This is a genomic window from Roseateles sp. AC306, assembly GCF_979253795.1.
The window spans coordinates 263,551-289,777 of sequence record NZ_CEEDEB010000003.1; the positions used below are offsets into that span (position 1 = coordinate 263,551).

Here is a 26,227-nt window from a genome sequence, read left to right on the forward strand (position 1 = left end):
AAAACCCCTACAGACGTTGGGCTGCTAAAGGCGCTCAGCCTGGCATCAACGGCAGCAGCACCTCGAAGCACGCGCCCTGGCCGGGCTCACTGTGCACGGTGATGTAGCCGCCATGCGCCTGGACGAATTGCTGGCTGATGTACAGGCCCAGGCCCATGCCCGGCCCCTTGCCCGCTGGCGGCAGACGCTCGAACTGCTGGAAGATGCGCTGCTGGTCGTCGGCCGGGATGCCGGGACCCTGGTCGGTGACAGCCAGGCGGGCCATGCCGTCATCGGTGAGGTCGACCTCGACGTGTACCGGCTTGCCCTCGCCATAGCGCAGCGCGTTGCTGAGCAGGTTGACGAGCACCTGGGTGATGCGGCTGTCGTCCCAGTGACCGACGATGCCGGGCAGGGCCACCAGGCTCAGCGGCACCTGCTGATACTGGGCCTCGAAGTCGGCCACCACGCGGCGTGCAAGATCGGCGAGATCGGTGCGCTGGCGGCGGATGGACAGCATGCCGTGCTGCAGGCGCGAGATGTCGAGCATGTCCTCGATGAGGCGGGTCATGCTGCGCACCTGGCGGCCGTCCTTCTGCAGCATGGCCTGCAGGCGCTCGGGGCTGAAATAGGCGAGGTCGCCCTTGTCCAGCCGCTGCTGGCGCACGATGACTTCCAGCGCCATCACGCCCAGCGGTGTGCGCAGCTCGTGCGTGACCATGGACATGAATTCGTCACGCAGCTTCAGCGCGCGCTTCAGGTCGTCCTGGGTGCGCTGAAGCTCGGCCAGCAGGCGTTCCTGCGCAGCGCGCGCGGTCTCCAGCTCGACGAGCTGGCGGCGCAGCTCGCGGCTCTTGGCGTGCAGCTCGGTGAAAACGCGCACCTTGCTCTTCACGGCGTGGGCGTCCAGCGGCTTGTAGAGGAAGTCCACTGCGCCGTGCTCGTAGCCGCGGAAGGTGTAGGCCGGCTCGCGGTCCGCCGCGCTGACGAAGACGATGGGCAGGTGGCGGGTGCGCGAGCTGCCGCGGATCAGCTCGGCCAGCTCGAAGCCCGACATGCCGGGCATCTTCACGTCCAGCAGGGCCAGCGCGAACTCGTGCTCCAGCAGCAGCGACAGCGCCTCTTCGCCCGACGCGGCCGGGATCACGCGCAGCGGCTCGTCGCGCAGCAGCGCCTGCAGCGTCAGCAGGTTCTCGGGCAGGTCGTCGACGACCAGGACGTTGATGACGTCGGGTGATGCCACACCCGCCACTTCAGCCATTTCACTCACGCGGCGTTCCTTCTGGCGGCCAGTTGCAGCAGCATGGGCGCGATGTCGCCCAGCGGCAGGATGTGGTCGGGCTGGCTGCGTGCGATCGCCGCCTCGGGCATGGTGGGCACGTCGGCATCCTGCGGGTCCTGGACGATGGTGAGGCCGCCGCAGGCGTGGATGGCGGCCATGCCCTCGGCACCGTCCATGTTGGCGCCAGTCAGCAACACGCCCACCAGCGTCGGGCCGTAGGCGTCTGCGGCGGCCGACATCAGCACGTCGATGGACGGCCGGGCAAAGCTCACCGGCGGCTCGTTGCTGTAGGCGAAGCAGCGGTCGGCCTCGATGAGCAGGTGATAGTTGGCGCTGGCCACGTAGACATGGCCGGCCCGCACGGGCTCCTTGTCCTGCGGCTCCCTGACGGGCAGGGCGAGGCGGTGGGACAGCACATGGGCAAGCTGGCTGTCGTGGCGGGGCAGCAGGTGCAGCAGCGCGACGATGGGCAGGGCGTAGCTGGCCGGCAGCGGCGAGAGCAGCGCCAGCAGCGCGGACACACCACCTGCAGAGGCGCCGATGACGATGAGCTCGATGGGCGGGCGGGGCTTCATCGTTTTCTGTAGAGGCGTTCGCGGGCGGCCACGGGCTCGAACTGCTTGCCGTGGACGCTGAAATCCAGCGTCTCCTTGCTGCCCAGGCCGAGAAAACCGCGGTGGCACAGCGACTGCGCGAACAGGCCGATGGCGCGGTCCTGCAGCTGGCGGTTGAAGTAAATCAGCACGTTGCGGCAGCAAATGAGGTGGGTCTCGGAGAAGACGTGATCGGTGGCGAGGCTGTGGTCGGCGAAGGTGATGCGGCGACGCAGCTCGGGGTCGAAGCGGGCCGCGCCGTAGGCGGCGGTGTAGTAGTCCGAGAAGCCGCTGCTGCCGCCGGCGGCCTGGTAGTTGCGCGTGTACTGCTGGAGGTCGGCCAACGCAAAGATACCCTGGCGCGCCTTGTCCAGCACAGCGGGGTTGATGTCGGTCGCGTAAATGATGCTGCGTTCGAGCAGCCCTTCCTCGTGCAGCAGGATGGCCAGCGAATAGACCTCCTCGCCGCTGGCACACCCGGCCACCCAGATCTTCAGCGACGGGTAGGTGTGCAGCAGCGGCACGACCTGCCGGCGCAGCGCCAGGAAGAACTCCGGCTCGCGGAACATCTCCGTGAACGGCACGGTCAGGATCTGCAGCAGCTGCGCAAAGGCGCGCGGGTCGTGCAGCACCAGGGCCTGCAGTGCCGACACCGACTCGCATTCCAGCTGCTGCACCGCATGTTGCACGCGCCGCTTCTGCGAGGCGAACGAGTACTCGCGGAAGTCCTGGTTGTAGCGCGCGTAGATGGCCTCCATCAGCAGGCGCACTTCAAGATCAAGCAAAGCCTGCGGCATGGATCAGGCTCGATCGAGACCCGGCAACCAGACGCGCAGCAATGACATCAGCCGGTCAAGTTCAATCGGCTTGGCCAGGTAGTCGTTGCAGCCGGCCTTGCGGCATTGCTCCTGGTCATCGCGCATGGCCTTGGCGGTGATGGCGATGACGGGCAGCTTCTGCCAGCGCGGGTCGGCGCGGATGCGGCGCGTGGCTTCCAGGCCGTCCATGACGGGCATCATCACGTCCATCAGCACGAGGTCGATGTCGGTGTGCGCTTCCAGCTTCTCCAGCGCCTCGACGCCGTTGCGCGCCGGCTCCACAGCCAGGCCTCGCTGCTCCAGCAGGCTGGTCATCGCGAAGACGTTGCGCATGTCGTCATCCACCAGCAGCACCTTGCGGCCCTCGAAGATCTGCTCGCGGTTGCGCGCCGTGCGCAGCATGTCGCGGCGCTCGCCGCTCATGCGGGACTCGACGCGGTGCAGGAACAGCGTCACCTCGTCCAGCAGCCGCTCCGGCGATCGCGCGCCCTTGATGATGATGGTGCGCGAGTAGCGATTCAGCTCGGCCTCTTCATCGCGGCTGAGGTTGCGGCCGGTGTAGACGATGACGGGCGGCGTCGCTGCATCGGGAGCGCGCTCGGCCATGCGGGCGAGCAGCTCCGTGCCGTCCATGTCGGGCAGCTTGAGGTCGATGATCATGCAGTCGAAGGCCTGCTCGTCCAGCAGCGCCAGTGCCTCCTTGCCCAGCCCGACCGCGACGACCTCGACGCCGTCGTCGCCGATCAGCTGGGCGATGCTGTCGCGCTGTCGCGCGTCGTCTTCCACCAGCAGCAGGCGGCGCACTTCGTCGGCGCCGTGGCGCTCGAGCTTGCGGAAGATGTCGATCAGCTCCTCGCGCGTCGTCGGCTTGATGGCCGTGCCCACGGCGCCGAGCGGCAGCGCCACGTCGCGGAAGTCCTCGCCGGCGATGACGTGGACCGGGATGTGGCGAGTGCGCGGGTCTTCCTTGAGCCGTTGCAGCACGGCCAGGCCCGAGCCGTCCGGCAGGCGCACGTCCAGCAGGATGGCCTGGGGCAGGTGGGCCGACGCCAGTTCCAGCGCTTCGCGGGCCTGGGTGGCCACGATGCAGCGGTACTGCATCTCGTGGGCCAGGTCGTAGAGGATGGATGCGAAGCCCGGGTCGTCCTCGACGACGAGGGCCAGGCGTCGCGGCGGCGTCTCCGCGCCGATGGTGTTGCCGAGTTCGGCGCGGTCGTCGGCGAAGGCGGGCGGAGCGCTTTCACGCACGGATGGCGGCAGCGGTGACGGCGGTGGTAAAGGCGCTGGCGGCTGCTGCTGCTCGGCGGGCGGCGCGAGCGCGGTGGGTGTCTGCAGGGGCAGCAGCAAGGTGAACTCGCTGCCCTTGCCTTCGACGCTGCTGAGCTCGATGTCGCCGCCGAGCAGGCCGGCGAGCTGGCGCGAGATCGACAGGCCCAGGCCCGTGCCGCCGTAGCGCCGGTTCAGCGCGCCGTCGCCCTGGTGGAAGGCCTCGAAGACGCGCAGTTGCTGGCTTGCCGGGATGCCGATGCCGGTGTCCTTGACGATGAAGGCGACGCCACTGGGCCGCGGCTCGACATGCAGCGTCACCGCGCCCTGCTCGGTGAACTTGATGGCGTTGGACAGCAGGTTGCGCAGGATCTGCTCGACACGCTGAGCGTCGGTCACCACGGCGTGGGGCAGGGCGGGGTCGAGATGGATGTGGAAGGCCAAGCGCTTCTCCTGCGCCAGCGGCTCGAAGATGCGGCGCATACCTTCGGCCAGTGCGCGCAGCGGTACCGGGCGGGCCGTGATTTCGAGCTTGCCGGCCTCGACCTTGGAGAGGTCCAGGATGTCGTTGATCAGCGTCAGCAGGTCCTTGCCCGCGGCATGGATGGTGTTGGCAAAGCGCAGCTGCTCCTCGCTGAGGTTGCCCGGCTTGTTGTCGGCCAGCAGCTTGGACAGGATCAGCGAGCTGTTCAGCGGCGTGCGCAGCTCGTGCGACATATTGGCCAGGAACTCGCTCTTGTAGCGGCTGGCGCGCGCCAGCTCGTCGGCGCGGTCCTGCAGCTCGGCCTGGACCTGGTTGAGCGCCGCATTGCGCCGGCTCAGCGTCTCGGACTGTTCACCCAGCTGAACATTCGTCTGCTCCAGCTCGGCGCGCTGTTCTTCCAGCTGGAGCTGCGATTCCGACAGCACGCGCGACTGCTCGCCCAGCTCCTCGTTGGCGGTGCGCAGCTCTTCCTGCTGCACCTGCAGTTCCTCGTTGAGCTGGCGGGTTTCCTCCAGCGAGCGCTGCAGGCGCTGGCGGTAGCTGGCGGCCTCCAGCAGCGCGCCCAGCAGGCCTTGCAACTGGTCGAGCAGGGCCAGCGTGCGCACATCGGGCGGCTGCGTGAAGCCCAGCTCCAGCACGCCGTTGACCTGGCCCTCGTGCAGGGCGGGCAGAAGCACCACCTCCTGCGGCGAGGTGTCGCCGAGATGAGTCGCGATCTTCAGGAAACCGGTCTGCAGGCCGGGCAGGCGCAGCATCGTGCCGTCGCGCCAGACCTGGCCCACCAAGCCTTGCTCGGCATCCGACCCGTCGCTGCCTTCGCCTTCGTTGCGCAGGCCGTGGGAGGCCACGCGCTGCGGCCGGCCGTCGTCGCCGCGCACAAAGGCGGCCGAGACGATGGCGCCCACGCGCTCGGCCAGGAAAGCCAGGGTGCGTTCGGCAATGCCCCGTGCGGCCAGCTCGCCCGCGAGCTGGTTGGCCAGCTCCAGCTGGGCGCCGCGCAGCCAGGCGCGCTCCTCGCTTTCGCGAGCGCTTTCACGCATGCGAGACATCGCGCCGCCGTACTCGCTCGACAGATTGGTGATGTCGCGGCGGCCGCCCCAGGCGATCAGCCCGCTCACGGTCAGCAGCAGCGCGACATAGCTGCCCACGAACAGCCAGGTGGTGTTCTGCGCGTCCTCGCGCCGGTCGCGCAGCAGGCGGGACTCGCTGTCCATGAAGGCGCGCAGCTCACGGCGAACTTCGTCGAAGAGTTGCTTGCCGCGCTCGGAGCGCACCACCGCCTCCACCGGCTCGTTGCGGCGGCGCATGGCAATGACGTCGCTGGCGTATTGGTTCCAGCGCACCACCAATGCGGCCACGCGGCGCAGCCGGTCCTGCTGGGCGTTGTTGTCGAGGGTCAGGTCCTGGGCGGCCTTCAGCTCGCTGTCGAACTTGGCCGCAGCCAGGGAATACGGCGCCAGAAACGACTCCTGGCCGCTGAGCAGGAAGCCGCGCACGCCGCTTTCCTCGTCGGCCAGCAGGGTCGACAGCTCCTGCCCCTTGGCGATGGCGCGGTGGGTGTGGTCCACCCACTCCAGCAAGCCCACCAGCTTCCACAGCAGCACGACGAAGATGACCACGCTGCCCAGGCCCATGCCCAGGGGCAGGGCAAGGTTACGGGTCAGGATGCGGCGGAATTGTGTCGAGTCCTCCCGGCGAGGCTCTGTCATTGGCTCGTCCTTGTTGTCACGCCCTGCACTTCTTCAGGAGGTGGGGCGTCGCCAGGCTCAGGCTCGCAGAGGCGCGAGCCGGTAAAAATTGCCTGTAAATCAGGTGCGCGGCGGAAAAAACCGCCGCAGGCTTTCCTGGGACAGGGGCTTGCACAGCACGTGATCCACCCCCGCAGCCATGGCCTCGTTGTGCGCCTTGTCGCCGCTGCGGCCGGTCACGGCAATCAGCACGAGGTCCGAGCCATGCGCGGCGCGCAGCCGCTTGCTCAGCTCGCAGCCGTCGAAATCGGGCAGACCGAGGTCGACGAGGGCGCAGACGGGCTGGTACTCGTTGACGGCAATGATGGCGTCCTGCGCCGTGCGCGCCACGCGCACGCTGTAGCCGTCGAACTGCAGCAGGCTGCTCAACGTTTCACAGGTGTCGGCGTCGTCGTCGACCAGCACGACGCGAATGTCCTCGCTTGACATGAATGCTCCTCGCACCCGGCTTGACGAGGCCAGGCGTTCCCGCTCGCGGCTGGAACACCGCTTGTAACGGGGAAGTAGGAGCAACTCCCATGCCTGCGCGTGGCGGGCCTTCAACGGTGTGGTCGCTTGTCCTACGCCGCCTCGCGGTTGCGGCGTGCACGGCGCTCGCCGGCGCAGCCGCAAAGTCCTGCTCACCCGGCCGCGGTGGCCGACATGGAGTTTGTGATGAAAGCCTGGACTGACAAGCTGGCCGCTAGCGCACCACCGATGTGGTTGACCTCAGCCGTGGCGGCGGTGGTGGCGGCGGCTTTGTTGGTCGCTTTCGTCGACACGCTGCGCGAACACCTGCGCCATGGCAACGAGATGCGCCAGGCGCAGGTTGTGGCAGCCAAGCGGCCCGCATTCGCTGCGGTGGCCGACGCAACAACGGCCCGCGTCGAGCAGCTCAAGCTGCGTTGATGCGGGCCGTTGTGATCGAGGCGGGCCGGGAGGCCCGCCTTGAGTCTTACTGGAAGTAGCGTGCCTTGGCGCTGGCCTGGCAGCTGTCCTTGGCGTTGCCGGACAGCGAATCGCAGCGCTCATTGGCGGCCTTGTAGTCGGCCTTGAGCTTGGTTTCCATCTGGTCGTTCTGGGCGTCGGCAATCTTCTTGTTCGCCTTCAGGTCGGCCTTGGCCTTGTCGTGCATCGCCTTGGCGTCGGCCACGCAGACATCCTTGGCGTTGCCGGACTGGCTGTCGCAAGCCTCCTTGGCGATCTTGTACTTGGCCTCGTAGCGGGCTTCCAGGTAGTCGTTGCGGTCCTTGGTGTTGCCCGTGTATTGGTATTCAAGGTGGGCGAGGGCGACCTTCTCCTGGCCCTTGGCGCGCTCGACGCACACGTCCTTCATATTGCCCGACTGCTTGTCGCAGGCGTCGCGCTCGGCCTTGAACATCGCCTTCACTTCGTCCTTGGCGGTCGAGTAGACGGGCTGGGTCAGGTTGGCCGAGGCCGCACCGGCCAGGCCGGTCAGGATCAGGGCACAGAGAAGGCGGGGGGCGTTGTATCGGGTCATCGAGGTCTCCTTCGGGTTGATGGTCGGGGTGGCAGACAGCTCATGGGCATGCCCGTTGCTCCGTACCGAAGCTTAGGAAGCCCGGGCCCTGCGCCCTGTCGGCGCCTGTGCGACTCGGCCGTCAGACAAGGCCGCGCCTGTCACTCTGCATCCAGCCGCTTGATCGCTTTGGTGAGCGTCTGCCGCGACTTGCCGTAGTCGGCCCAGGGATCATTGCCGCCCCTGAAGGACAGGTACTCACGCGCCGTCTGCACCGTCCAGTTCGCGCCGCTCTTCAACGACGCCAGCTGCTCCCAGGCCACCGGCATCGACACGCCCATGCCGGGCCGTGCACGCGCCGTGAAGGCCGCTGCCGTCGTCTGGCCATGGCCATTGCGCAGGTAGTCGATGAAGATCTTGCCGACGCGCCGCGCACCGCCGCTCTTGGCCACGAAGCGCTGCGGGATCGTGCGCGCCATGTGCTCGACAGCGCCCTTGGAAAAAGCCTTCACCGCGTCGGCATCCAGCTTGGGCGCCAGCGGCACGACGACGTGCAGGCCCTTGCCGCCGCTGGTCTTGAGCCAGGTCTTGAGGCCCAGTTCCTCGAGCAGCGTGCGCATGAGCACCGCGGCCTCCTGCAGCTGGGGCCACGTGACGCCTTCGCCGGGGTCGAGGTCGAAGATGACGCGGTCGGGCTGGTCGATCTTCTTCACGGTGGAGTTCCAGGTATGGAACTCGACGACGTTCATCTGTGCGGCGCTGATCAGGCCTTCCAGGCTGTGGATCTCGAGCAGCGGCGCGTGGTCCGGCCACAGCGCGGCGTCCAGGTCGACGACGCCGGGCATCTTCGCCTCGGAGTGCTTCTGGAAGAACAGCTGGCCGCTGATGCCCTGCGGCGCCCGCACGAGCGACACCGGCCGCTGGCGAAGGTGGGGCAGCATCCACTCGGCCACGCTCTCGTAGTAGTGCACGAGGTCGATCTTGCGCAGGCCGGTGGAGGGGTCAATGACGCGGTCGGGGTGGGTGATGACGTGCTTGCTCATGGGCTTGGCCTTGGCTTGGGTCGGCTTGGTTGGCGCTTCGGCCTGCTCGCGTGTGATGGCCTTGGCCGGCTTGTCGGTGCGCACACCGCGAAAGCTTGCGTGGCGGATGTGGCCGTCCGGCGTCCATTCGCCAAAGGCCACCTCCACCACCAGCTCCGGCTTCACCCAGCGCTCGCTGCCGCGCTTGCGCTTTGACCAGCGGCCGGGCTCCAGCTCGGCGGGGTCCAGGGGCGGCTGCTTGGTCTCCAGCGGCACCAGCTGGCGGTGCAGCTCGCGCCCCTGCGCGTTGCCCCAGCCCGTGCCGACCGAGCCGGCCGAGCGCAGGCGACCGTTCTCGTGATAGCCCAGCATCAGCGCGCCCACCTCGCCGGGCGCGTTCGTGCGGTCCGTGAAGCCGATGACGACGAACTCCTGGCGGCGCTGGCACTTCAGCTTCAGCCAGTCGTCGCTGCGGCGCGAGACATAGGGCGAGTCGGCGCGTTTCAGGATCACGCCCTCCAGCCCCAGCTGGCAGGCGGCGGCCAGCACCTCGGCGGGAGAGGCGGGGAGTTCGTCGCTGAAGCGGATGCGCTCGTTGGTCTTGCCGTCGAGCAAGGCCTTCAGCGCTGCCCGGCGGCTGCGCAGCGGCACGGCGCGCAAGTCGCGCCCGGCGCTGAAGGGCAGGTCGAACAGGAAGAAGACGATGTCCTGGGCGCGCGCGTTGTCGATGGCGTTCTGCAGACGGTTGAAGTCGGGCACGCCGTGTTCGTTCAACACGGTGATCTCGCCGTCCAGCCAGGCGGCCCCGAGCTTGAGCGCCTGCAGCGCCTCGGCAACGGGCTTGAGCCGGTCGGTCCAGTCATTGCCCTGGCGCGTGAACAGGCGCACCTTGCCGGACGAGATGCGCGCCAGCAGCCGGTAGCCGTCGAACTTGTTCTCGATGACCCAGTCGCCGGACGGCGCAGAGGCGGCCAGCGTGGCGAGCTGGGGCGAGAGCGTGGCGGGCAGCGCGGCCTTGACGGCGCATGACAGATCGGCTGGTGCTTCGACGGCTTCAGCAGGCTGACCGCGCGGCTCGCGTTCCTCCACCAGGCCCAGCGGCTTTTCGACGACGCTGTCCGGCAGCGCGGTAATCACGTCGTAGTCGCTCTTCGACCGCGCCCAGGCGTCGCCGCGTTTCTTCAGCAGCAGCCAGTGATCCTGCTTGAACTGGCCCGGCTTGGAGATGCGCACCAGCTCCCACAGGCCGGCGAGCTTCTGGCCATGCAGCTGGAAGATCAGCTTGCCCTTCTCCAGCCCCTCGCGTGGGTCGCCCACGGGCGTCCAGGTGCCGCGGTCCCAGATGATGACGGTGCCAGCGCCGTAGTGGCCTTTGGGGATGGTCCCCTCGAAGCTGTTGTAGCTGACCGGATGGTCCTCGACATGAATGGCCATGGCCTTGGTGGCCGGGTCGAAGCTCGGACCCTTGGGCACGGCCCAGCTGAGCATGACGCCATCCAGCTCCAGCCGGAAGTCGTAGTGCAGGTGCGAGGCCCAGTGCTTCTGGATGACGAAGACGAGGTCCTTCGCCTTGCGACGGGCGGGCTTGCCGGCGGGCTCCGGGGTGGCGGTGAAGTCGCGTTTGGCGTTGTAGCGGGAGAGGGGGGCGTCCGCTTTCATGGTGTTTGGCTTCGCCGTTTCTGTGGGTTGTTGGCAAGGCCCATGCCGGGATTTCGCCCCGGCGGGCGAGTCACTTTCTGGGCCGCCAGAAAGTAACCAAAGAGCTCCCCCCGACCGCCCCGCCCCTGCGCTTTGCTTCGGGGTGCCCTGCGCTGCTCAGTCCTTGAAGCCCCGCGCAGAACTCCCTTCGCTACGCTGCGGTCAAACAACCGCGCGGAGTCAGTTCTTGATGCGAGCTTCGCTCGCGGCTTCAAGGCCTTCCGCTGCTCGGCGGGGCTAAAGGGGGCATACAGAAATACGTCCACCACCCGGACTTCGGGTGTGGCTGTTGGCTGTTCGGCTGTTCCGGGGCCTCCCCTTCTAAACCGCCGAGAAGCGCAGAAGCCCAGGGCGCGCGCGAAGCGCGCTTCAACTTCTAACTTCGCGCCCCTTTGTTTGAACGCAGCGAACGCAGTGAGCGAAGTGAGTTGGGCGCGGCCCTGGGCTTCGAGCATCGCAGGGGAGCCCGCAGGGCCGGTTTCGTAGGGGAGAGCTTTTTGCCTACTTTTTGGCGGCGCAAAAAGTAGGTCGCCCGCGGGGGCGAAATCCCCGCTGGGCCTTCCCACAACGCCAAAACACGGAATCACGACACCCCCCCAGCACGCCGATACGCACTCATATGCCGCAACGCCCCCGACTGGTCTCCCAGCCTCTCCAGCAGCACGCTCAGGTTGTAGTGCGCATCCGCCAGCCCCGGCTCCAAAGCCAGTGCGCGCTCATACGCCGCCACGGCCTGATGCGGCCGGCCGACGTCCTCCAGCGCCGTCGCGCGGTTGAAGTGCACCAGCGCCGTCGGCTCACAGCGGTCCAGCGCCTGCTCGTACAGCGCCACCGCCTCCTCGCAGCGCTGCGCCTCACAGAGCAGGGCACCGAGGTTGATGTAGGCCGGCGCACAGCAGACGTCCATCGCCAGCACACGCCGGTAGGCCGCTTCGGCCGCTGCGCTGTCGCTGGCTTCCAGCCGCATGGCCTCGCGCAGCCAGTCACCGGCGTCGCGCTCGGGTTCGGTCGCCAGCGGCTCAACGCCGGCAGCATTCCGGTCGTCGCCGTCGAAAGGGAGCAGGGCCTGGCCGGTGTGGGCGTCCAGCCGCTGGTCTGCGGTGTGCAGTTCCACGGAACCGCCTTGCGGGCGCAAGCGCACGCCGGACAGCGGGCCGTCCGCCAGCGAGTGCTTCACGTTGCGTAGCGCCTGCAGCACCTTGCGCGGCGGCACACCGGCATCGCGCAAGGCCTTGGCGGTGCGGCCGACGACGACGTCCTGGTGGCTGAAGCGCTGCCCGTCCGCCGAGCCCAGCAGACCCTGCTCGACGAGGCTGTCGAGAAAGCGCCTGGGCAGGCCGGTCAGGCGCAGCGCCTGCCGCAGCGGGTAGGGGGCGTCGGCCACCATGCCTTACTTGCTGGCGCGTTTGCGGGCAGGCGCGGCCTCGGGTTCGGCGGTGACGCGCTTCGCAGCCTTGCGTGCGGCCGGCGCCGCCTTCAGCGCGGTCACATTGGAGGGCTTGGACTCCTTGGCGGGCTTCTTCGCGGCCCCGCCGAGGCTGGCGCGCAGCGCATCCATCAGGTCGATGACCTGGCCACTGCCGGCCGGGCCGTCTTCCTCGTGCGAAGAAGCGACGATCTGCTTGCCCTTCACCTTTTCCTCGATGGCGGCCAGCACGCGACCCTTCTCCTCGTCCTGGAAGGCGCCCGGGTCGAACTCGTCAGCGGCGATCTGCTCCACCAGCTGAAGGGCCAGCTGCAGCTCCGACCTGGACACCTCCGACTTGGGAATGTCCAGCCCGGCCAGCGACCGGACCTCCTCGGCGTAGCGCAGCTGCTGCAGGATGAGGCCGTCCTCGTTGGCGCGGATCTGCGCGACGTATTGCTTGGCCTTCCACGCCCACTTCGCCAGGGCGCAGCGGCCCGACTGGCGCAGGGCCTCGGCCAGCAGCGCATACGGCTTCTCGCCGCGCTTGTCGGGCGCCAGCAGGTAGCTCTTGTCGTAGTACAGCGGGTCGATGGAGGCCAGCGGCACGAAGCTGACGATCTCGATGACGTGGCTGCTGCCTTCCTCGAGCGCCTTCAGCTCCTCGGGCGTGAACAGCACGAAGCGGTTGTCCTCGACTTCGTAGCCCTTCACCATGTCCTTGCGTTCGACGACTTGCTTCGTGCGCTCGTTGACGTACTGCTGCTTGAGCCGCGAGCCGTCCTTGTCCAGCAGGTTGAAGCGGATCTCTGAGCCCGACTCCGTGGCGGAATAGAGCTTCACCGGCACATGCACGAGGCCGAAGCTGAGCGATAGCGAGGCGATGGAACGGGCGTTGGTGGCCATGACGGTCTCCGTATTCGGGCCGAGCGCCGGGCCGCTCCCAAGCCGGCCCGTCTGGCGATGTGCATGCGGCTCAATGCCGCATGCATCGCCGTCCCCTAGGGGGACCGACTGGACTCGCCCGCGTTCAGCGCGGCGAGGCCAGGCGAGGGGCTCACATCAAAGCCAGGGGAAGCCGTAGTAGTCATACACCTTGCGGCCGTAGTCATCCGAATAGTTCGGCGCTTCGTCCTCGGTGTAGCGCGGCGCGCTGTCCAGCTGGCTCTTGTCGACATTGACGACATAGCCGTCCTTGTCGGTGTCGTACTTCAACATGTTCCAGGGCAGCGGATAGCGGTCGGTGCCGACACCCAGGAAGCCGCCGAACTCCAGCGCGGCATAGCGCACCTGGCCGCTGCGCTTGTCGATGACGAGGTCGTCGATGGACCCGAGCTTCTCGCCTTGCAGGTTGTAGACGTTGGTGCCTTCGACCTTGGAGGAAGAGATGGTGGGATAGGACATGGTGTGGCTCCTTTAGGGGGTTGAGCGTGACGTCGGCGGCGGCTTTACGGACCGCCACCTTGGGTGCATGCACCAGCCCCCAATTTGCGACATGCGGCCGGCGCCAGGGGTCGGGGGCGGGGCCATCTGCATGTAGGCATTGGCCGACGAACCGCAGGACTCGCCGCCAATGAGGCGATTCGACTGAGCATTCCATTGGTCATTCGGATCCCACTCCCATTTGTGATTGAATGCGGCGTCCAAAACAACGATGTCGCTGGAGACACCATCAATGGCCAAAACGCTGAACACCCTTCTGAAGCAGATCGCGCAATTGCAGAAGCAGGCCGACGCATTGCGTTCGCGCGAGAAGACGGAAGTGGTCGACCGAATCAAGGAAGCCATTGCCCATTACGGCATCACGGCCGATGAACTGTTCGGCGGATCGCCGGCGAAGGCGGCGCGCAAGAGCGCGGCAAAGGCCGCAGGCAAGACTCGCAAGCCAGCGGCCAGGAAGGCGGGCGGCGTGGCCAAGTACACCGACGGCGCCGGCCGCACCTGGTCGGGCGTTGGCAAGCGCCCCAACTGGTTCAAGGACGCGCTGGCCGCCGGCAAGACGGCCGAGGAACTGCTGGTCTCGCGCTGAGTCGTTCAGGGGGCGTTGGTCAGGACTTCGATGCGATGGCCGTCGAGGTCATGAAACATCGCCCCGAAGTAGGTCTCGCTGATGTCCGGCCGCGTGCGCGGGGTGAAGATGTCTTTCGCCGCCGCCGCCATTGCGGCCTCATGCGACGCCGAGACCGCGGCGCGGCCGGCGGCACCCAGCGCGAGATGCGTGCCGCGCGCCGTGACCGGCTCGCCTTCGGGCACCGGATACAGAAAAATGCGCCACTGCGTGGCAGTGCCAAAGGCGGCTTCTGCGCCGGTGTCGCGCAGCAGCTCCATTCCCAGCGGCGCCAGCACACGGCGGTAGAACGCCACCGCGTCGGCGTAGCGCGTGGTGCCCAGGGAGACATGATCGATCATCGGCAAGTCCTCGTTTCTGAATCGGAAATGCTAGCGGCGGGCTGGCGCCGAATTGCGGCAAGATGCGCCGCCGCAGCGCGGTCTGGCCGCAATGTGCGCACTGCTTTCAATGACTGACCTGGACCGTTTCGACCGCCAACTGCTGACCCTCGTGCAGCAGGATGCCGCCTTGACCGCCGAGCAGATGGCGGAGCGGGTCAGCCTGTCGCCATCGGCCATTCAGCGCCGGCTCAAGCGGCTGCGCGAGCAAGGCGTCATCCAGCGCCAGATCGCCGTTGTCGATGCCGCCCACGTCGGCCGGCCGACGACCTTCATTGCCGGCCTGCAGGTCGACAGCGAGCGGCCCGAGCCCATGGCCGCGCTGCGCGCCTGGCTTGAAGCTGAAGCGGCGGTGCAGCAGGCCTTCTACGTGACCGGCGAGGCGGACTTTGTGCTCGTCGTGACGGCACCCGATGCGGCGAGCTACGAAGCGCTGATGCAGCGGCTGCTGGCCGCCAACCCCAATGTGCGCCGCTACACGACGCAGGTGGCGATGGGCGTTCTCAAGCGCGGGCTGGCCTTGCCCATACCGGGCGGCTAGCCCTGCTGCTGGCTGCCCTCGCCGGCCTGCGGTGGCACCCAGGCCAGCAGCGTACGCACCAGCTGCCTGGCGTCGATGGGCTTGCTGACGTGGGCATTCATGCCGGCCGCCAGGCAGGCCTGGACGTCGCCCTCCATCGCGCCGGCCGTCATGGCAATGATGGGCAGTGCGGCGTGTTGGGGCATGGCGCGGATCAGCCGCGTCGCGCTGACGCCGTCCAGCTCGGGCATCTGCATGTCCATCAGCACCGCAGCGAAGGCCTCGGCCTTGACGCGCTCGACGGCTTCCACGCCGTTCTGCGCCACCTCGACCTCCAGCTTCATCATCGACAGGAAGGCGCAGGCGACCTGCTGGTTGACTGGGTTGTCCTCGACGAGCAGCACCCGCGCGCCGTGCAGGGACCGCATCGCCTCGGCCAGGTCGGCCAGGCTGCTGCCGACCTGCGCGGGTGCGGGCGGCGCCTCCGAGGTCTGCAGCTGCATGACGGCGTCGAACAGCCGTGACGGCGTGACGGGCTTGACCAGCACCTGCGTGGCAGCCTGGCCCTGCAGCGCTTCAACCAGGCTCAGGCTGGCGTGCAGGCTGCTGAGCGCGATGACCTGCGGCGGCGCCATGCCGCGCTGTGTGGCGATGCGCCGGGCGTCTTCGACGAAGCTGGCGCCGGTGGTCTTCCAGTCGATCAGCAGCAACTCGTAGGGGTGCTGCGGGTCGGCGTGGCGCAGCCGGTACAGGGCCTCGTCGCCGAAGGACGCCACGGCGACCTGGAAGCGCCAGCTCTGCAGCATCTGTTGCAGGATGAGGCGCTCGGTGGGCTGCGCGTCGACGATGAGGGTGCGCATGCCGCGGATGCGGTGCGGGTCGATGCGCCCGGCGCCGGGCCTGGCCTTGCCGAAGCTGCAGGTGAAGGCGAAGCTGCTGCCCTTGCCGGGCTCGCTGTCGACCTCGAAGCTGCCGCCCATCAGCTCCACCAGGCGCTTGCAGATGGCCAGGCCCAGGCCGGTGCCGCCGTAGCGGCGCGCGGTCGATGCATCGGCCTGGCTGAAAAGCTCGAACAGGCCACCGACCTGCTCGGGCGTCATGCCGATGCCGGTGTCGCGCACGCTGATGCGCAGGCGCAGGCGCTCGCCTTGCGTGCCTTTGTTGCCGTCCTCGCCCAGCACCTCGGTGCGCACGATGATCTCGCCCCTGGGCGTGAACTTGATGGCGTTGCCGACGAGGTTGTTCAGCACCTGGGTCAGTCGCAGCGCGTCGCCAAGCAAGCGGTCGGGCATGTGTTCGTCGAACTCGAACAGCAGGTCCAGCCCCGACTCCTCCAGCCGCGCGGAGAACAGGTGGCCGACGTTCTCGATCAGCTCCTCGGGGCTGAACTCCTCGGCTTCCAGCGTGATCTTGCCGGCCTCGATCTTGGAGTAGTCGAGGATGTCGTTGAGCAGGCTCAGCAGGGCCTTCGATGAGGTCTGCACCTTGCCGAGGTAGTCGCGCTGGCGGCTGTCGAGCCGCGTCTCCAGCACCAGGTTGGTCAGGCCGATGACGGCGTTCATCGGCGTGCGGATCTCGTGGCTCATGCTGGCCAGGAAGAGGCTCTTGGCCGCGTTGGCGGCCTGGGCCTCGTCGCGCGCGGCGGCCAGCTCATCGTTCAGCCTGTGGTCGGCTTCGTAGGCCTTGAAGAGGCGTGCATACAGCGTGCTGTTCTCCAGCAGCAGCTCCATCAGCACGACCGAGCAGGCCAGCAGGCCGAAGATGCGGCCGGCGTAGAAGCCCAGGTCGAAGCGCGCCGCATTCAGCATGGCGGAGAGCGCGATGTCGAACAGCCAGGTCAGGCTGACGACCATCAGCCACAGGTCCAGCACCGTGTGCGGCCGCTGCCGCCACAGCCTTGCCAGCGCCGCGAGGCTGAACAGCCAGACCGCGCCGACCGTGAGCAGGAAGGCCGTGGAATAGCGGCCGCCGACGAGCAGGTCGGGCAGCCAGCCGGTGCCCAGCGTCGCCAGCGCCACGCAGGCCGCTGCGCCGGCGAGTGTGGCGGCCGGCCAGGCCAGCGCCGGTGCGGTGGCAGGCGGCCTGTTCCTCAGGGCGATGTAGCCCAGCACGAAGAGCGGGAAGCCGCCGTGCCACAGCATGTAGAGCCAGACGGTGGTCTGCGTCGTTGCGCCGAGCAGGCCGGTGGTGCTGAACAGCCCGGGGAAGGTCAGCGTGTGTGCCGTCGTCAGCACGGCCGTGAACAGGTAGCCGCAGCCCAGCAGCAGCAGGGCCCTCGAGCGCAGGATGCGGTACTGGCCGAACAGCAGCACGGCGGTGATCAGGTCGGTCAGCACCAGGGCCGACTGGTAGATGGGGATGAAGGCCGGCACGGCCGGCAGCTTCACCTTGGCAAAGGGCAGCAGGGCGGCAAACACCGCCACCGACACCAGCGCCACGATCAGCGCATGCCGGCGCTCGCGCGGGCCGGCCGGCTGGTCCAGCAGAAAAGCGGGCCGGGCTTGCTCCGGCGGCACTTCAGAAGGCGTCCCCAACACCCGGGACTGGCTGCTTGCGTCCAAGTCGGCTCCCTGTAGCGCCCCCTCGCTGGCGGGCTGCTAACAGGATAGTCGATGTGCGCTGTGGCTCGGCCGGCGAAGATCCTGCGTCTTCAGGTGCCCAGCAGCTTGCGCAGTTTCTCGCGCTCGGCCGAGATGATCTGCGCGGCGGCCAGAGCAGCTTCCCGCGCTGCGGCATGGTCGGCCTCGGGCAGCATGACGAGTTCACCCTTCTCGGTCAGCCCGGCAGGCCGCGCCGCGGCGGCGTCGGTGCCGCTGGCGCGGAGCACGCCCCAGGCCATGAAACCGGCCCGCGCGGTGGTGCCTGTCAGCACGTCGCCGTTCGGCTGGGTGCGCAGGATGGGACCGGCCCAGGCGTTCTGGTTGTGCATGATCTCCGCGGTGCTGCCGTCGGCGTAGGTCAACGCGACATAGCCGTGACGCTTGGTTGCGTCGTTGAAATTGCCGAACTGCGAGGCGCCGTTGGCACCGCTGAACAGGCCGGCCCGGGGTGCGCCGTTGGGGTGGAAGACGCCGGCGAAGGTCCCGCCGCTGGTGTAGGTGAGCGTGCCGCTGACGGGCACGCCGTCGTCCATCACGCCGACGAAGACCTTGCCGTCGACCCATTCGGCGCGACTGGCTGCAGGGTTGTCGAAGTCCTCGACGATGCGCTTGCGCTTGCTGTTCTCGAAGCTTGTGTGGTGTACGCCGACCGGCACGCCGGCCTTGTAGCGGCCTCGGCGCAGTTCGCGCGCACCCGCGCTGCTGATGAACAGACGTTCGGCGGGGCCGTCCAGTTGGCCGCCCGCGTACTGCCCGCTGTCGACGCTGCCGTTCTTGTAGGTGAGCCGACCGGTGCCGCTGAAGTGCGTGCCGTCGAAGCCGCCTTCGTAGACATCGCCACTGGCGTACTGCAGGCGGATGGTGCCGCTGGCGCGGCCGGCGCTCCACTGCGCCTGCAGCCGGGATCCGTCGGCGTAGGCCAGCGTGCCGCTGCCATGCGGCAGGCCGTTCAGTGTCTGGCCCTCGTAGCGGTGGCCGCCGGCCACGCGCAGCGTCTCGCTGCAGCCGTCCTGGCAACTGGCGCGCGTGCTGCCGCTGAAGGCGCCGGCAGCCGCTTTCTGCTGCTCGCGAGCCAGGCGCTCGGCGTAGTCTGCGCGGCTGTTGCCGAAGGTGCGGCTCGCCCAGTAGGCATCGTGGCCCGCGTCGATCGCAGCGGCGATGAGCCCGTCGTAGTCCTCCGCGCGCCGCTGCAGGCCGCGCTGGGCAATCAAGGCGTCCATGCGCTTGAGCTTGGCCTGGAATGCCTGCTCACGCGCGTCGATGCGCGCTGCGGCTTGGCCCTGGGCTTCCATGCGGCTGGTATCCGCCCAGCTTGAACTGCTCGCGCCGAAGTTGATCAGCGGCGCGGGCGCCGGCCGGCTGCCGGCGGCGCTGATGCGCGCCCGGTGCTCGTCGGCCTGCTGGCGGGCGCGCTGGCCGGCCATCTGTTGCAGCTTCAGGCGGTCGGGCGCGTGATACGCGTCGCCGTACTGGGCGTGGGCCGTCAACGCGGCCAGCAGGGCCAGGGCGACGGCGCAGCGGAGGGATCTTGGGGTGTTCATGGGTGCGTCCTCTTTGCAGATGGGTACACCAATGAACGCAGCGAAAACCGCCGCCGCGGCTCAACTGTTACATCTCGCGCCTGCCGACCCGCGGGTCAGCTCGCCGCGTCGACGAGGGCCTTGATCAGATCGGGATACACCTGGGCGCCGGTGCTGCGGTTGAACAGGCCCATGCTGTGGTTCTCGGTGGCAGCACCGGCGTCCCAGTAGACGGGCACCATGCCGTGCAGCCAGGCCGAGCGGGCGACGTACTTGTTCCAGGCCAGGCGATAGGCTTCGGCGCCCGGGAACTCGGTGCGGCGGATGGCGCCGAACTCGCCCAGGATGACCGGGATGCCCTTGTCGACGAATGCCGTCTTCATCTTCTGGAACTGCGCATCGGCCCAGGCCTCGTCGAAGCCGGCTTCCCGCGCCTTGGCGTCGGTCGCGCCAGCGCCCCATTGCCAGATCGTGCTCTTGTCGTTGAGCGTGAAGTTGTAGGGGTCGTAGTAGTGCACTTCCATCATCAGCCGGTCCTTGGCCGTGTCGGTCGGCATGACGGCGAAGGCGATGGTGTGGTCGATGTTGGTGTTGAAACCCTGCACGACAAGATGGCGCACCGCGTTGTTGCCGCCTGTGGCCCGCACGGCGTTCACGAACTGCTGGTTGAAGCCGTTCTGCACGGTGACGTACTCGGCCTTGGGCGTGCCGTAGTCGCCCTCCACCATGACCTCGTTCGTACCGGCGAAGAGCAGCGTGTCGTCGTAGGTCTTGAAGTGGTTGGCGATCTGCGTCCAGAACTTGGTGATGCGCGCATTGGCCAGCGCCTGGGCGGCGAAGGTCGGCTGCATCCAGCCGCCGTCCCAGTGGATGTTCAACATGACGTGCAGACCCGCCGACTGCGCGTAGCCGACGACCTGCGCCACGCGGGTCAGCCAGGTGGCACTGATGTTGTCGCTGGCGTCGGCGTATTGCTTCCAGGACACCGGCAGGCGCACGGTCTTGAAGCCGGCCGCCTTGACGGCGGTCATCAACGCCTGCGTGGTGGCGGGGTTGCCCCAGGCGGTCTCGCCGCCGATGGCCTCCAGCGCGTTGCCGAGGTTCCAGCCCGAGCCCATCAGTTTGCTGAGTTGCAGGCTGCTCAGGTCGCGCATGCCGGTGGTGGTGGGCGCGGTGGGTGCCGTCGGTGCGGTCGGTGCTGCGGTCGGCGTGGCAGCCACCGCCGAGCCGCCACCGCCGCCGCAGCCCGCCAGCGGCAGCAGCCCGATGAGAGCCTCGCGCCGCTTCACGCGACGACCTTCTTCACGCTCAGCAGCACGACGTCGTGGCTGCGCAGTTTCACGTTCACGCTGGCCGCGCCGTTTGCGCCGACAACCAGCTCGCGCTGCACCTCGGGCTTGTCGGTCGTCAGCGCCTGCAGCTGGGCCAGTTGCTTCGCATCCAGGTTCTTGGGCGAGCCCATCTTCAGGTAGGCGGTGTGCGCGTCGTTGATCTCATAGCCGGTGCGGCGCTGCGTCAGCGTGTAGCGGCCGGGCGGCAAATGGCGCAACTCGACGGTGGCGGTGCCCGCATCCCGCGCCGGCTGCGGCTTGCCGAAGAAGCTGCGGTTGCTGGCCGTCTGGTCGGGCTGGCGCCAGTCCCACACGATCGCCTGCACCTGGTCGCCGTCGACGGCCGCCCAGGTCGAAGCGTCGCTGGTCGGCACCTCCTTGCCCTTCAGCGCCGCGAGGTACTTGTACGCAAACCACACAGGCTTGCGGATGCCCTCGCGCGTCATCAGGCCAAAGCCGCCGTGGAAGGGCGCGTCCGGCGGGCCGGGCTCCTCGAACAGGTCGCTGTAGACCCAGTAGCTCATGTGCTGGGCCAGGCCCTGCGTCTGCTTCAGCTTGGTCAGCACATAGGGCGCGCTCATGTAGCTGTCGTGCACCAGGTCGCGCGGGTTGTAGCTGCTGCTCCATTCGGTGAAGAAGAGCGGGATGCCCGCCAGGTGCGAGGCCTCGATCTCCTTGCGCACGCGCCGGACGTCGCCCACGATGGCGTCGGGCGACTTGGACAGCTTGCGGTCTTCCTTGCCGAACTCGTCGAGGAAGCCTTCATCGACGCCGTAGGTGTGGGTCGTGATGAAGTCCACCGGCGTGGCGGTGACCTTGGCGTGGGCCAGGAACTCCGGCACCCAGGCCGCGCCGGCGGTGGACGGGCCGCCGACACGCAGCAGCGGGCTGACGGCCTTGATCGCCTTGGCCGTGCGCGTGTAGAGGTCGAAGTAGGCTTGTCTGTCGGCCTTCTCCCAGAAGCCGTCGAGGTTGGGTTCGTTCCAGACCTCGAAGTACCAGTCGTGCACCTCGGCCGCGCCGTAGCGGTCCAGCAGATGGCGGATGAAGGCGTCGATCAGCGCGACCCAGCCGGTGGGCTCGGGGTGGGAGGTGTTGCCTTCCCAATAGAAGATCTTGTTGTCCGAGGTCTTCAGCGCCAGCGGCGTGAAGCCCAGCTCGACGAAGGGCTTGATGCGCCGGGCCAGCATCTCGTCATAGAGCTTGTCGATGCCGGTGAAATCGAACACCAGCTTGCCGGCGGCGTCACGCGTGACCGTCTTGAACACGTCGTGAAAGATGGCGTGAAAGCGCAGGTAGCGAAAGCCCAGTTCATTCACCGCCGTCTTCAGCTGCGCGAGCGCATCCGGGCGGTAGGTCGTGCCGGGGTAGTCGGCACCGACGCAGTGGTCGAAGAAGCGGTCCAGCGGCTCCTTGGCCTGCGCCACGTCGAGCACGATGCGGCGGGGTTGGGCAGCGGCCATGGCGGTGGGCACGAGGGGGAGGGAAGCGGCGGCAGCAAGCAGGTGGCGGCGGCGTTGGGATGTCATGCGGTCAGTCCTCGGTAGACAAAGTTGCGGGCGCGGACTTCCCCATTGCCGGCGCTGAACAGCGCGGGCCGCAGGCTGACGAAGCCGCCGAACACGTTGTGATGCAGGCCGGAGACCTCCATCTGCCAGGAATGCTGTTTCCAGGTCTTGCCGCCGTCGTGCGAGTAGTGCCAGGTGACGACGTTCTCGCGGTTGACGAGGCGGATGTGCACATGGCGGGTGGCCATGTTCTCGCGCATCCACGAATGCTCCTGCCCGTAGCCATAGGTCAGCATCTGCGTCGTGCTGAAGCCGAGGCCCACATGGCCGCGCTCCTCGTAGAACAGCGCCAGGCCGCCGTGGCTGTTGGGGTCGTTTCCGCTGATCTCCAGTTCGACCGAGACCTCGTAGCTGCGGTCGCCGGCCTGGCAGGTCAGCGGCGAAGAGTCGGGCAGCGACTTGCCCTTGCCGCGGAGGACCAGCGCCTTGTCTTCGAAGCGCAGGCGTTTCGCCTCCTCCGGCCCGGGCGCATGGAAGGCCCATTGCAGGCCCAGCTTGCCGCTCGAGAAGTCGTCGGACAGCGCGAAACCGGCCTTGCTCGGCTTGCCACCGCGCGGCTTGGGCAGGGGCCGGTCCAGCGTGCCACCCTTGGCGCGCAGCCAGCCGTCCTTCGTCCATTCGACCGGCTCCAGCAGCGCCTGGCGACCGAGGGTGCGAAAGCCGTTCTCATAGCCGTGATAAACCATCCACCAATCTCCCGCCGGCCCCTCGACGACGCTGGCATGGCCGCGCGACCACCAGGGCTCGCTGGCGTTCTGCGTGCGCACGATGGGGTTGTTGGGCGCGTCTTCCCACGGCCCGTGCACCGAGCGTGAGCGGGCGACGGTGACCATGTGGCTGGTGGGCGGCCCGGCCGTGCCGCCGACGGCCGAGATCAGGTAGAACCACTCGCCGCGGCGGAACAGCTTCGGCCCCTCGGGCGCGAACATCTCGACGACCCAATCCTTGGGGTACTGCCAGGGCTTCCAGGCGTTGTTCTCCAGCTCGCCGTCGGTGGCAAGGCCGTCATCCTTGAGCCGCACGCGGCGGCCGCCGTTGACGAAGAGGTAGCGCTTGCCGTCCTCGCCGACCACATGTCCCGGGTCGATGCAGCCCGGCACCTTCAGGTCGACAGGCGCGCTCCATGGGCCGCGGATGCCGTCGGCGTGGATGACGAAGATGCCGGTGCCGTTGTCCTGCAAGACCGGGATGTAGATGAAGAAGCGGCCTTGATGCTTGATCAGGTCCATGGCCCACACCGTGCCGATGGGCTGGGTCAACGCGGCGGTGATCGGCGTCCAGTTCACCAGGTCCTGCGAGTGCCAGATGACGGCGCCCGGGTAGGACTGGAAGGACGAGAAGGTCATGTAGTAGTCGGCCCCGTCCTTCAGGATGGTCGGGTCGGCGTGGTCGCCCGCGACGATGGGGTTCAAGTACGTGCCGTTGCCCAGGTCGGCCTTGCGCTGGCCTTCAATGCCGGCGGCAAAGCGCGGCGCGGCCCATGCAGGGCTCACCGCTGTACCGGCGAGCGCGGCTTGCAGAGCCGTGCGGCGCGACATGCTCATACCGTCCCCCGCGTCGATTCAAGCTGCCCGCGAATCGCCAGCATCCGCGCCTCGGTCAGCGGGAAGCGCAGGATGGCGATCAGCGCCAGCACCAGGCCGATGACCGGGATGCCCGACAGCAGGATGCGGATCCAGAAGATCGCTTCCGGCGTCTGGATGGCCTGCTTGGCGTCGAAGCCGGTGAATTGCAGGATCCACCCCGAGGCGCCCACGCCCAAAGCAATGCCCACCTTGGTGATCCACGACTGGCAGGCCGAGAACGAACCCTCGCGGCGCTGGCCGGTCTGGGACTCGTCGTAGTCCACCACGTCGCCGATGGTGGCGCCGTACAGCGTCCAGAAACCCGCGCCGGTGAAGGCCACGAAGCCGCAGGCGAAGAGTTGCAGATACGGCCGCGCCGGGTCGTACAGCCACCAGTCGCCGATGAAGGCGCAGATCGCCAGCACCAGCACCGCGGCCAGGCCCGCCCGCTTGCCCCAGCTGCGCGCGATCCACGTGAAGAACGGAATGCCCGCAAAGCCGAAGGCCATGCCGGCCAGGCCCATCGCGGTGTTCCACTTCGCGCCCTGCACGACATCGCCCTGGCAGACGTAGTAGATCGTCGCGTAATAGCCCAGCGCGCCCACCATCGCCGTGCCGATGCCGTAGGCCAGCGCCATCAACAGCACATGGCGGAAAGGCTTGCAGCGCAGCGTGCGCCACAGCGTGTCGGCAAACGGAATGTGCGTCTGCGTGCGCGACACCAGCTTCTCGTAATAGCGCTCGCGCACCAGCAGGAAGATGGCAATCGACACCGCCACCATGATGGCGCCCAGGATGGCGCAGTAGGTCTGCGCGCCGCGCAGGATGTCCGGCTTGCCCGAGGCGTCGTTGAAGATCGCCAGCGTCGTGAACTGCGCGGCGAAGAACATTGCCAGCTCCGGCAGCTTCTGGATCGCGTTGCGGATCGCCATCACGGTGGTGCGCTCGTGATAGTCCGGCGTCATCTCCGAGCCCAGGCTGACCCAGGGCATGTTGAAGCAGCTCATGATCGGCACGTAGATCACCATGCTCACCAGCATGAAGATGAAGTACTGCGTCTGCGTCCAGTCACGGCCCACGGCAAACATCAACGGCAGGCCGATGCCGGCCAGCACGCCGCCCACCAGGATGAACGGCCTGCGCCGGCCGAAGCGCGTGCGCGTGTTGTCCGAGATCCAGCCGAACACCGCGTCCGAGCCGGCGTCGATGAAGATCTTCACCATCTGCACCGTGGAGATCAGGCCGGGTGCGACGCCCAGGAAGATGTTGAAGACCTGGAAGGCCAGCGACGGGTAGAGCCAGTGGCCCCACATGTCGAGGAAGGCGCCCAGGCCGAAGCCGACCTTCTGGCGCATCGGCAGGCGGTCGGCCGCCGGCGGCACGACGCGGTCGAGATGAAGAGTGCTGGCGTTCACAAAATCTTTCTTGTCTTGACGACGTCGGCGTAATAGCGGGCCGACAACTTGGGCGTGCGCACCTGCGTCTTGAAGTCGCAATGCACGATGCCGAAGCGGCGCTGATAGCCGTCTTCCCATTCGTAGTTGTCGATGAAGGACCACAGGAAGTAGCCCTTCAGCGGGATGCCGTTGGCAATCGCGCGGTGGGCCTCGCGCAGATAGCTGCGCAGGTAGTCGCGGCGGTGCAGGTCGAGCACCTCGCCGTTGACGACCGGCTCGTCGTCGTAGCCGCAGCCGTTCTCGGTGATGTAGATCGCCGGGTGACCGTAGACCTCGTGGCAGAAGCGCGTCGCCCAGTAGATGGACTGAGGCACCAGGCGCAGCCAGGGGCTGTCGGCACGCGGGTAGTTGACCGGGTGGGGCAAGGCCTCAGGAGCGCCCGTTTTGCCGGCGCGCACGAAGGTGCCGCTGTAGATGTTCAACCCGAGGAAATCGGTCGGCAGGCTGATGAGGGCGAAGTCGCCGGGCTGCACGTCGGGCGCATCGGCGCCCACCCGCGACAGGAAGTTGGCGGTGTACTTGCCGGCGTGGATGGCGCCCAGCACCTGGGCGTTCCGGTCGACGAACCAGGCCTTCGCGGCGGCGATGTCAGCCGGCGTTTCCGTCACGGGCACGGACACGCCGCAGTTGTCGGTCAGGCCCACGACCGCGCCGGCGCCGCCAAACTTGCGCACCGCACGCACGCCATGACCGTGGCAGAGCAGCGCGTGGTGATAGGTCTGGTTGACGACCTTGGCGTTCTCCTTGCGGCCGGGCGCCTTGGTGCCGGTGCCGTAGCCCAGCAGCGTGAAGCAGACGATCTCGTTGAGCGTGATCCAGTGCTTCACGTCCTTGGCGAAGGCCTTGACGACGGTGTCGGCATATTGCGCGAAGGCATCGACGGTGACGCGCGACGTCCAGCCGCCGCGGTCTTCCAGCGATTGCGGCAGGTCCCAGTGGAAGAGCGTCACCCACGGCTCGATGCCGTGCTTCTTCATGCTGGCGAAGAGGCGGTGATAGAAGTCCAGCCCCTTCTGGTTCACCGCGCCGTCGCCGTTCGGGTAGATGCGTGGCCAGGCGATGGACAGGCGGTAGGTCTTGAAACCCAGCGAGGCCATCAAGGCGAAGTCCTCGTCGAAGCGGTGGTAGTGGTCGCAGGCCACGTCGGGCGTGTCGCCGTTGTGGACCTTGCCGGGCATGCGGCTGAAACGGTCCCAGACGGATTCGCCCTTGCCGTCCTCGAAGGCGGCGCCCTCGAGCTGCGCGGAGGCCGCAGCGACGCCGAAGACGAAGTCGGCGGGGAAGGGGCTTTCGTAAGTCAGCGCTGTCATCGCGGGTGCGGCAAGGCGCTGCGGCGTGGCGGCCAGCGAAGCGGTGGTCAGCGCGGGCAGTGCGGGCAATGCGGCGGCGGCGAAGAGTTGGCGGCGGCGCAGGGGGCGGAAGGCAGTCATCTGGATAGTCCTCGTTAGACCGCGTGTGGGGCGG

At 67.8% G+C, this 26,227-nt stretch carries 21 protein-coding genes; 3 read left to right on the forward strand and 18 right to left on the reverse strand.

Annotation, left to right across the window (positions count from 1 at the left end):
* Positions 1 to 34: 34 nt before the first annotated feature.
* From AC0IZJ_RS09335 to AC0IZJ_RS09355, 5 genes are all read right to left on the reverse strand, one after another.
* Positions 35 to 1,240 carry a hybrid sensor histidine kinase/response regulator gene (locus AC0IZJ_RS09335; RefSeq protein ID WP_471849311.1) on the reverse strand — a complete coding sequence of 402 codons (1,206 nt, stop codon included), beginning with the start codon at positions 1,238 to 1,240 and terminating at the stop codon, positions 35 to 37.
* Between the two features lie 5 nt (positions 1,241 to 1,245).
* Complete coding sequence (locus tag AC0IZJ_RS09340; protein ID WP_471848898.1) at positions 1,246 to 1,836, reverse strand: chemotaxis protein CheB; 591 nt, start codon at positions 1,834 to 1,836, stop codon at positions 1,246 to 1,248.
* Positions 1,833 to 2,651, reverse strand: coding sequence for a CheR family methyltransferase (locus AC0IZJ_RS09345; protein WP_471848900.1), 819 nt, complete (start codon positions 2,649 to 2,651; stop codon positions 1,833 to 1,835). The genes AC0IZJ_RS09340 and AC0IZJ_RS09345 overlap by 4 nt, the downstream gene beginning before the upstream one ends.
* A gap of 3 nt (positions 2,652 to 2,654) precedes the next feature.
* On the reverse strand, positions 2,655 to 6,131 hold the full coding sequence (locus tag AC0IZJ_RS09350) for a response regulator (protein WP_471848902.1): 3,477 nt from the start codon (positions 6,129 to 6,131) through the stop codon (positions 2,655 to 2,657).
* 99 nt (positions 6,132 to 6,230) lie between these two features.
* Positions 6,231 to 6,599 (reverse strand): response regulator, encoded by a 369-nt coding sequence (locus AC0IZJ_RS09355; RefSeq protein ID WP_471848904.1) that lies wholly within the window; start codon positions 6,597 to 6,599, stop codon positions 6,231 to 6,233.
* A gap of 225 nt (positions 6,600 to 6,824) precedes the next feature.
* Here AC0IZJ_RS09355 and AC0IZJ_RS09360 point away from each other — a divergent pair, with 225 nt between their 5' ends.
* Positions 6,825 to 7,058, forward strand: coding sequence for a hypothetical protein (locus AC0IZJ_RS09360; protein WP_471848906.1), 234 nt, complete (start codon positions 6,825 to 6,827; stop codon positions 7,056 to 7,058).
* A gap of 46 nt (positions 7,059 to 7,104) precedes the next feature.
* On the opposite strand, the gene AC0IZJ_RS09365 is transcribed toward AC0IZJ_RS09360, so the two are convergent.
* The 5 genes from AC0IZJ_RS09365 to AC0IZJ_RS09385 form a co-directional block, all read right to left on the reverse strand.
* On the reverse strand, positions 7,105 to 7,650 hold the full coding sequence (locus AC0IZJ_RS09365; RefSeq protein WP_471848908.1) for a hypothetical protein: 546 nt from the start codon (positions 7,648 to 7,650) through the stop codon (positions 7,105 to 7,107).
* A gap of 140 nt (positions 7,651 to 7,790) precedes the next feature.
* Positions 7,791 to 10,310, reverse strand: a complete 2,520-nt coding sequence (ligD, locus tag AC0IZJ_RS09370; protein WP_471848910.1) for a DNA ligase D — start codon at positions 10,308 to 10,310, stop codon at positions 7,791 to 7,793.
* Between the two features lie 622 nt (positions 10,311 to 10,932).
* Positions 10,933 to 11,736: a tetratricopeptide repeat protein gene (locus AC0IZJ_RS09375; RefSeq protein WP_471848912.1), complete on the reverse strand. Its 804-nt coding sequence runs from the start codon at positions 11,734 to 11,736 to the stop codon at positions 10,933 to 10,935.
* 3 nt (positions 11,737 to 11,739) lie between these two features.
* A complete protein-coding gene (gene ku / locus AC0IZJ_RS09380; protein WP_471848914.1) occupies positions 11,740 to 12,660 on the reverse strand; it encodes a non-homologous end joining protein Ku in 921 nt (306 codons plus the stop codon).
* A gap of 156 nt (positions 12,661 to 12,816) precedes the next feature.
* The gene (locus tag AC0IZJ_RS09385) at positions 12,817 to 13,158 is read right to left on the reverse strand and encodes a PRC-barrel domain-containing protein (RefSeq protein WP_471848916.1); all 342 of its coding nucleotides are present in this window, start codon (positions 13,156 to 13,158) and stop codon (positions 12,817 to 12,819) included.
* Between the two features lie 271 nt (positions 13,159 to 13,429).
* Between AC0IZJ_RS09385 and AC0IZJ_RS09390 the strand changes: the two genes are divergently transcribed.
* Entirely contained in the window at positions 13,430 to 13,783 is a 354-nt protein-coding gene (locus AC0IZJ_RS09390) for an H-NS histone family protein (protein WP_471848918.1), read from the forward strand.
* A 5-nt stretch (positions 13,784 to 13,788) separates the two neighbouring features.
* On the opposite strand, the gene AC0IZJ_RS09395 is transcribed toward AC0IZJ_RS09390, so the two are convergent.
* Positions 13,789 to 14,163 carry a VOC family protein gene (locus tag AC0IZJ_RS09395; protein ID WP_471849313.1) on the reverse strand — a complete coding sequence of 125 codons (375 nt, stop codon included), beginning with the start codon at positions 14,161 to 14,163 and terminating at the stop codon, positions 13,789 to 13,791.
* 109 nt (positions 14,164 to 14,272) lie between these two features.
* On the opposite strand from AC0IZJ_RS09395, the gene AC0IZJ_RS09400 reads away from it, so the two are divergent.
* Positions 14,273 to 14,743 carry an Lrp/AsnC family transcriptional regulator gene (locus AC0IZJ_RS09400; RefSeq protein WP_471848920.1) on the forward strand — a complete coding sequence of 157 codons (471 nt, stop codon included), beginning with the start codon at positions 14,273 to 14,275 and terminating at the stop codon, positions 14,741 to 14,743.
* Here the strand turns inward: AC0IZJ_RS09400 and AC0IZJ_RS09405 are convergent.
* The 7 genes from AC0IZJ_RS09405 to AC0IZJ_RS09435 all read right to left on the reverse strand — a co-directional run bounded on the left by AC0IZJ_RS09405 (position 14,740) and on the right by AC0IZJ_RS09435 (position 26,193).
* Positions 14,740 to 17,283: a response regulator gene (locus AC0IZJ_RS09405; protein ID WP_471848922.1), complete on the reverse strand. Its 2,544-nt coding sequence runs from the start codon at positions 17,281 to 17,283 to the stop codon at positions 14,740 to 14,742. The genes AC0IZJ_RS09400 and AC0IZJ_RS09405 overlap by 4 nt on opposite strands.
* Before the next feature lie 89 nt (positions 17,284 to 17,372).
* Entirely contained in the window at positions 17,373 to 18,863 is a 1,491-nt protein-coding gene (locus tag AC0IZJ_RS09410; RefSeq protein ID WP_471848924.1) for an MORN repeat-containing protein, read from the reverse strand.
* Between the two features lie 95 nt (positions 18,864 to 18,958).
* Complete coding sequence (locus tag AC0IZJ_RS09415; protein WP_471848926.1) at positions 18,959 to 20,131, reverse strand: glycoside hydrolase family 5 protein; 1,173 nt, start codon at positions 20,129 to 20,131, stop codon at positions 18,959 to 18,961.
* The gene (locus AC0IZJ_RS09420; RefSeq protein WP_471848928.1) at positions 20,128 to 21,702 is read right to left on the reverse strand and encodes a GH39 family glycosyl hydrolase; all 1,575 of its coding nucleotides are present in this window, start codon (positions 21,700 to 21,702) and stop codon (positions 20,128 to 20,130) included. The genes AC0IZJ_RS09415 and AC0IZJ_RS09420 overlap by 4 nt, the downstream gene beginning before the upstream one ends.
* Positions 21,699 to 23,279 carry a family 43 glycosylhydrolase gene (locus tag AC0IZJ_RS09425; RefSeq protein ID WP_471848929.1) on the reverse strand — a complete coding sequence of 527 codons (1,581 nt, stop codon included), beginning with the start codon at positions 23,277 to 23,279 and terminating at the stop codon, positions 21,699 to 21,701. The genes AC0IZJ_RS09420 and AC0IZJ_RS09425 overlap by 4 nt, the downstream gene beginning before the upstream one ends.
* Before the next feature lie 2 nt (positions 23,280 to 23,281).
* A complete protein-coding gene (locus AC0IZJ_RS09430; protein WP_471845409.1) occupies positions 23,282 to 24,721 on the reverse strand; it encodes an MFS transporter in 1,440 nt (479 codons plus the stop codon).
* The gene (locus AC0IZJ_RS09435; RefSeq protein ID WP_471848931.1) at positions 24,718 to 26,193 is read right to left on the reverse strand and encodes a GH1 family beta-glucosidase; all 1,476 of its coding nucleotides are present in this window, start codon (positions 26,191 to 26,193) and stop codon (positions 24,718 to 24,720) included. The genes AC0IZJ_RS09430 and AC0IZJ_RS09435 overlap by 4 nt, the downstream gene beginning before the upstream one ends.
* Positions 26,194 to 26,227 lie beyond the last annotated feature (34 nt).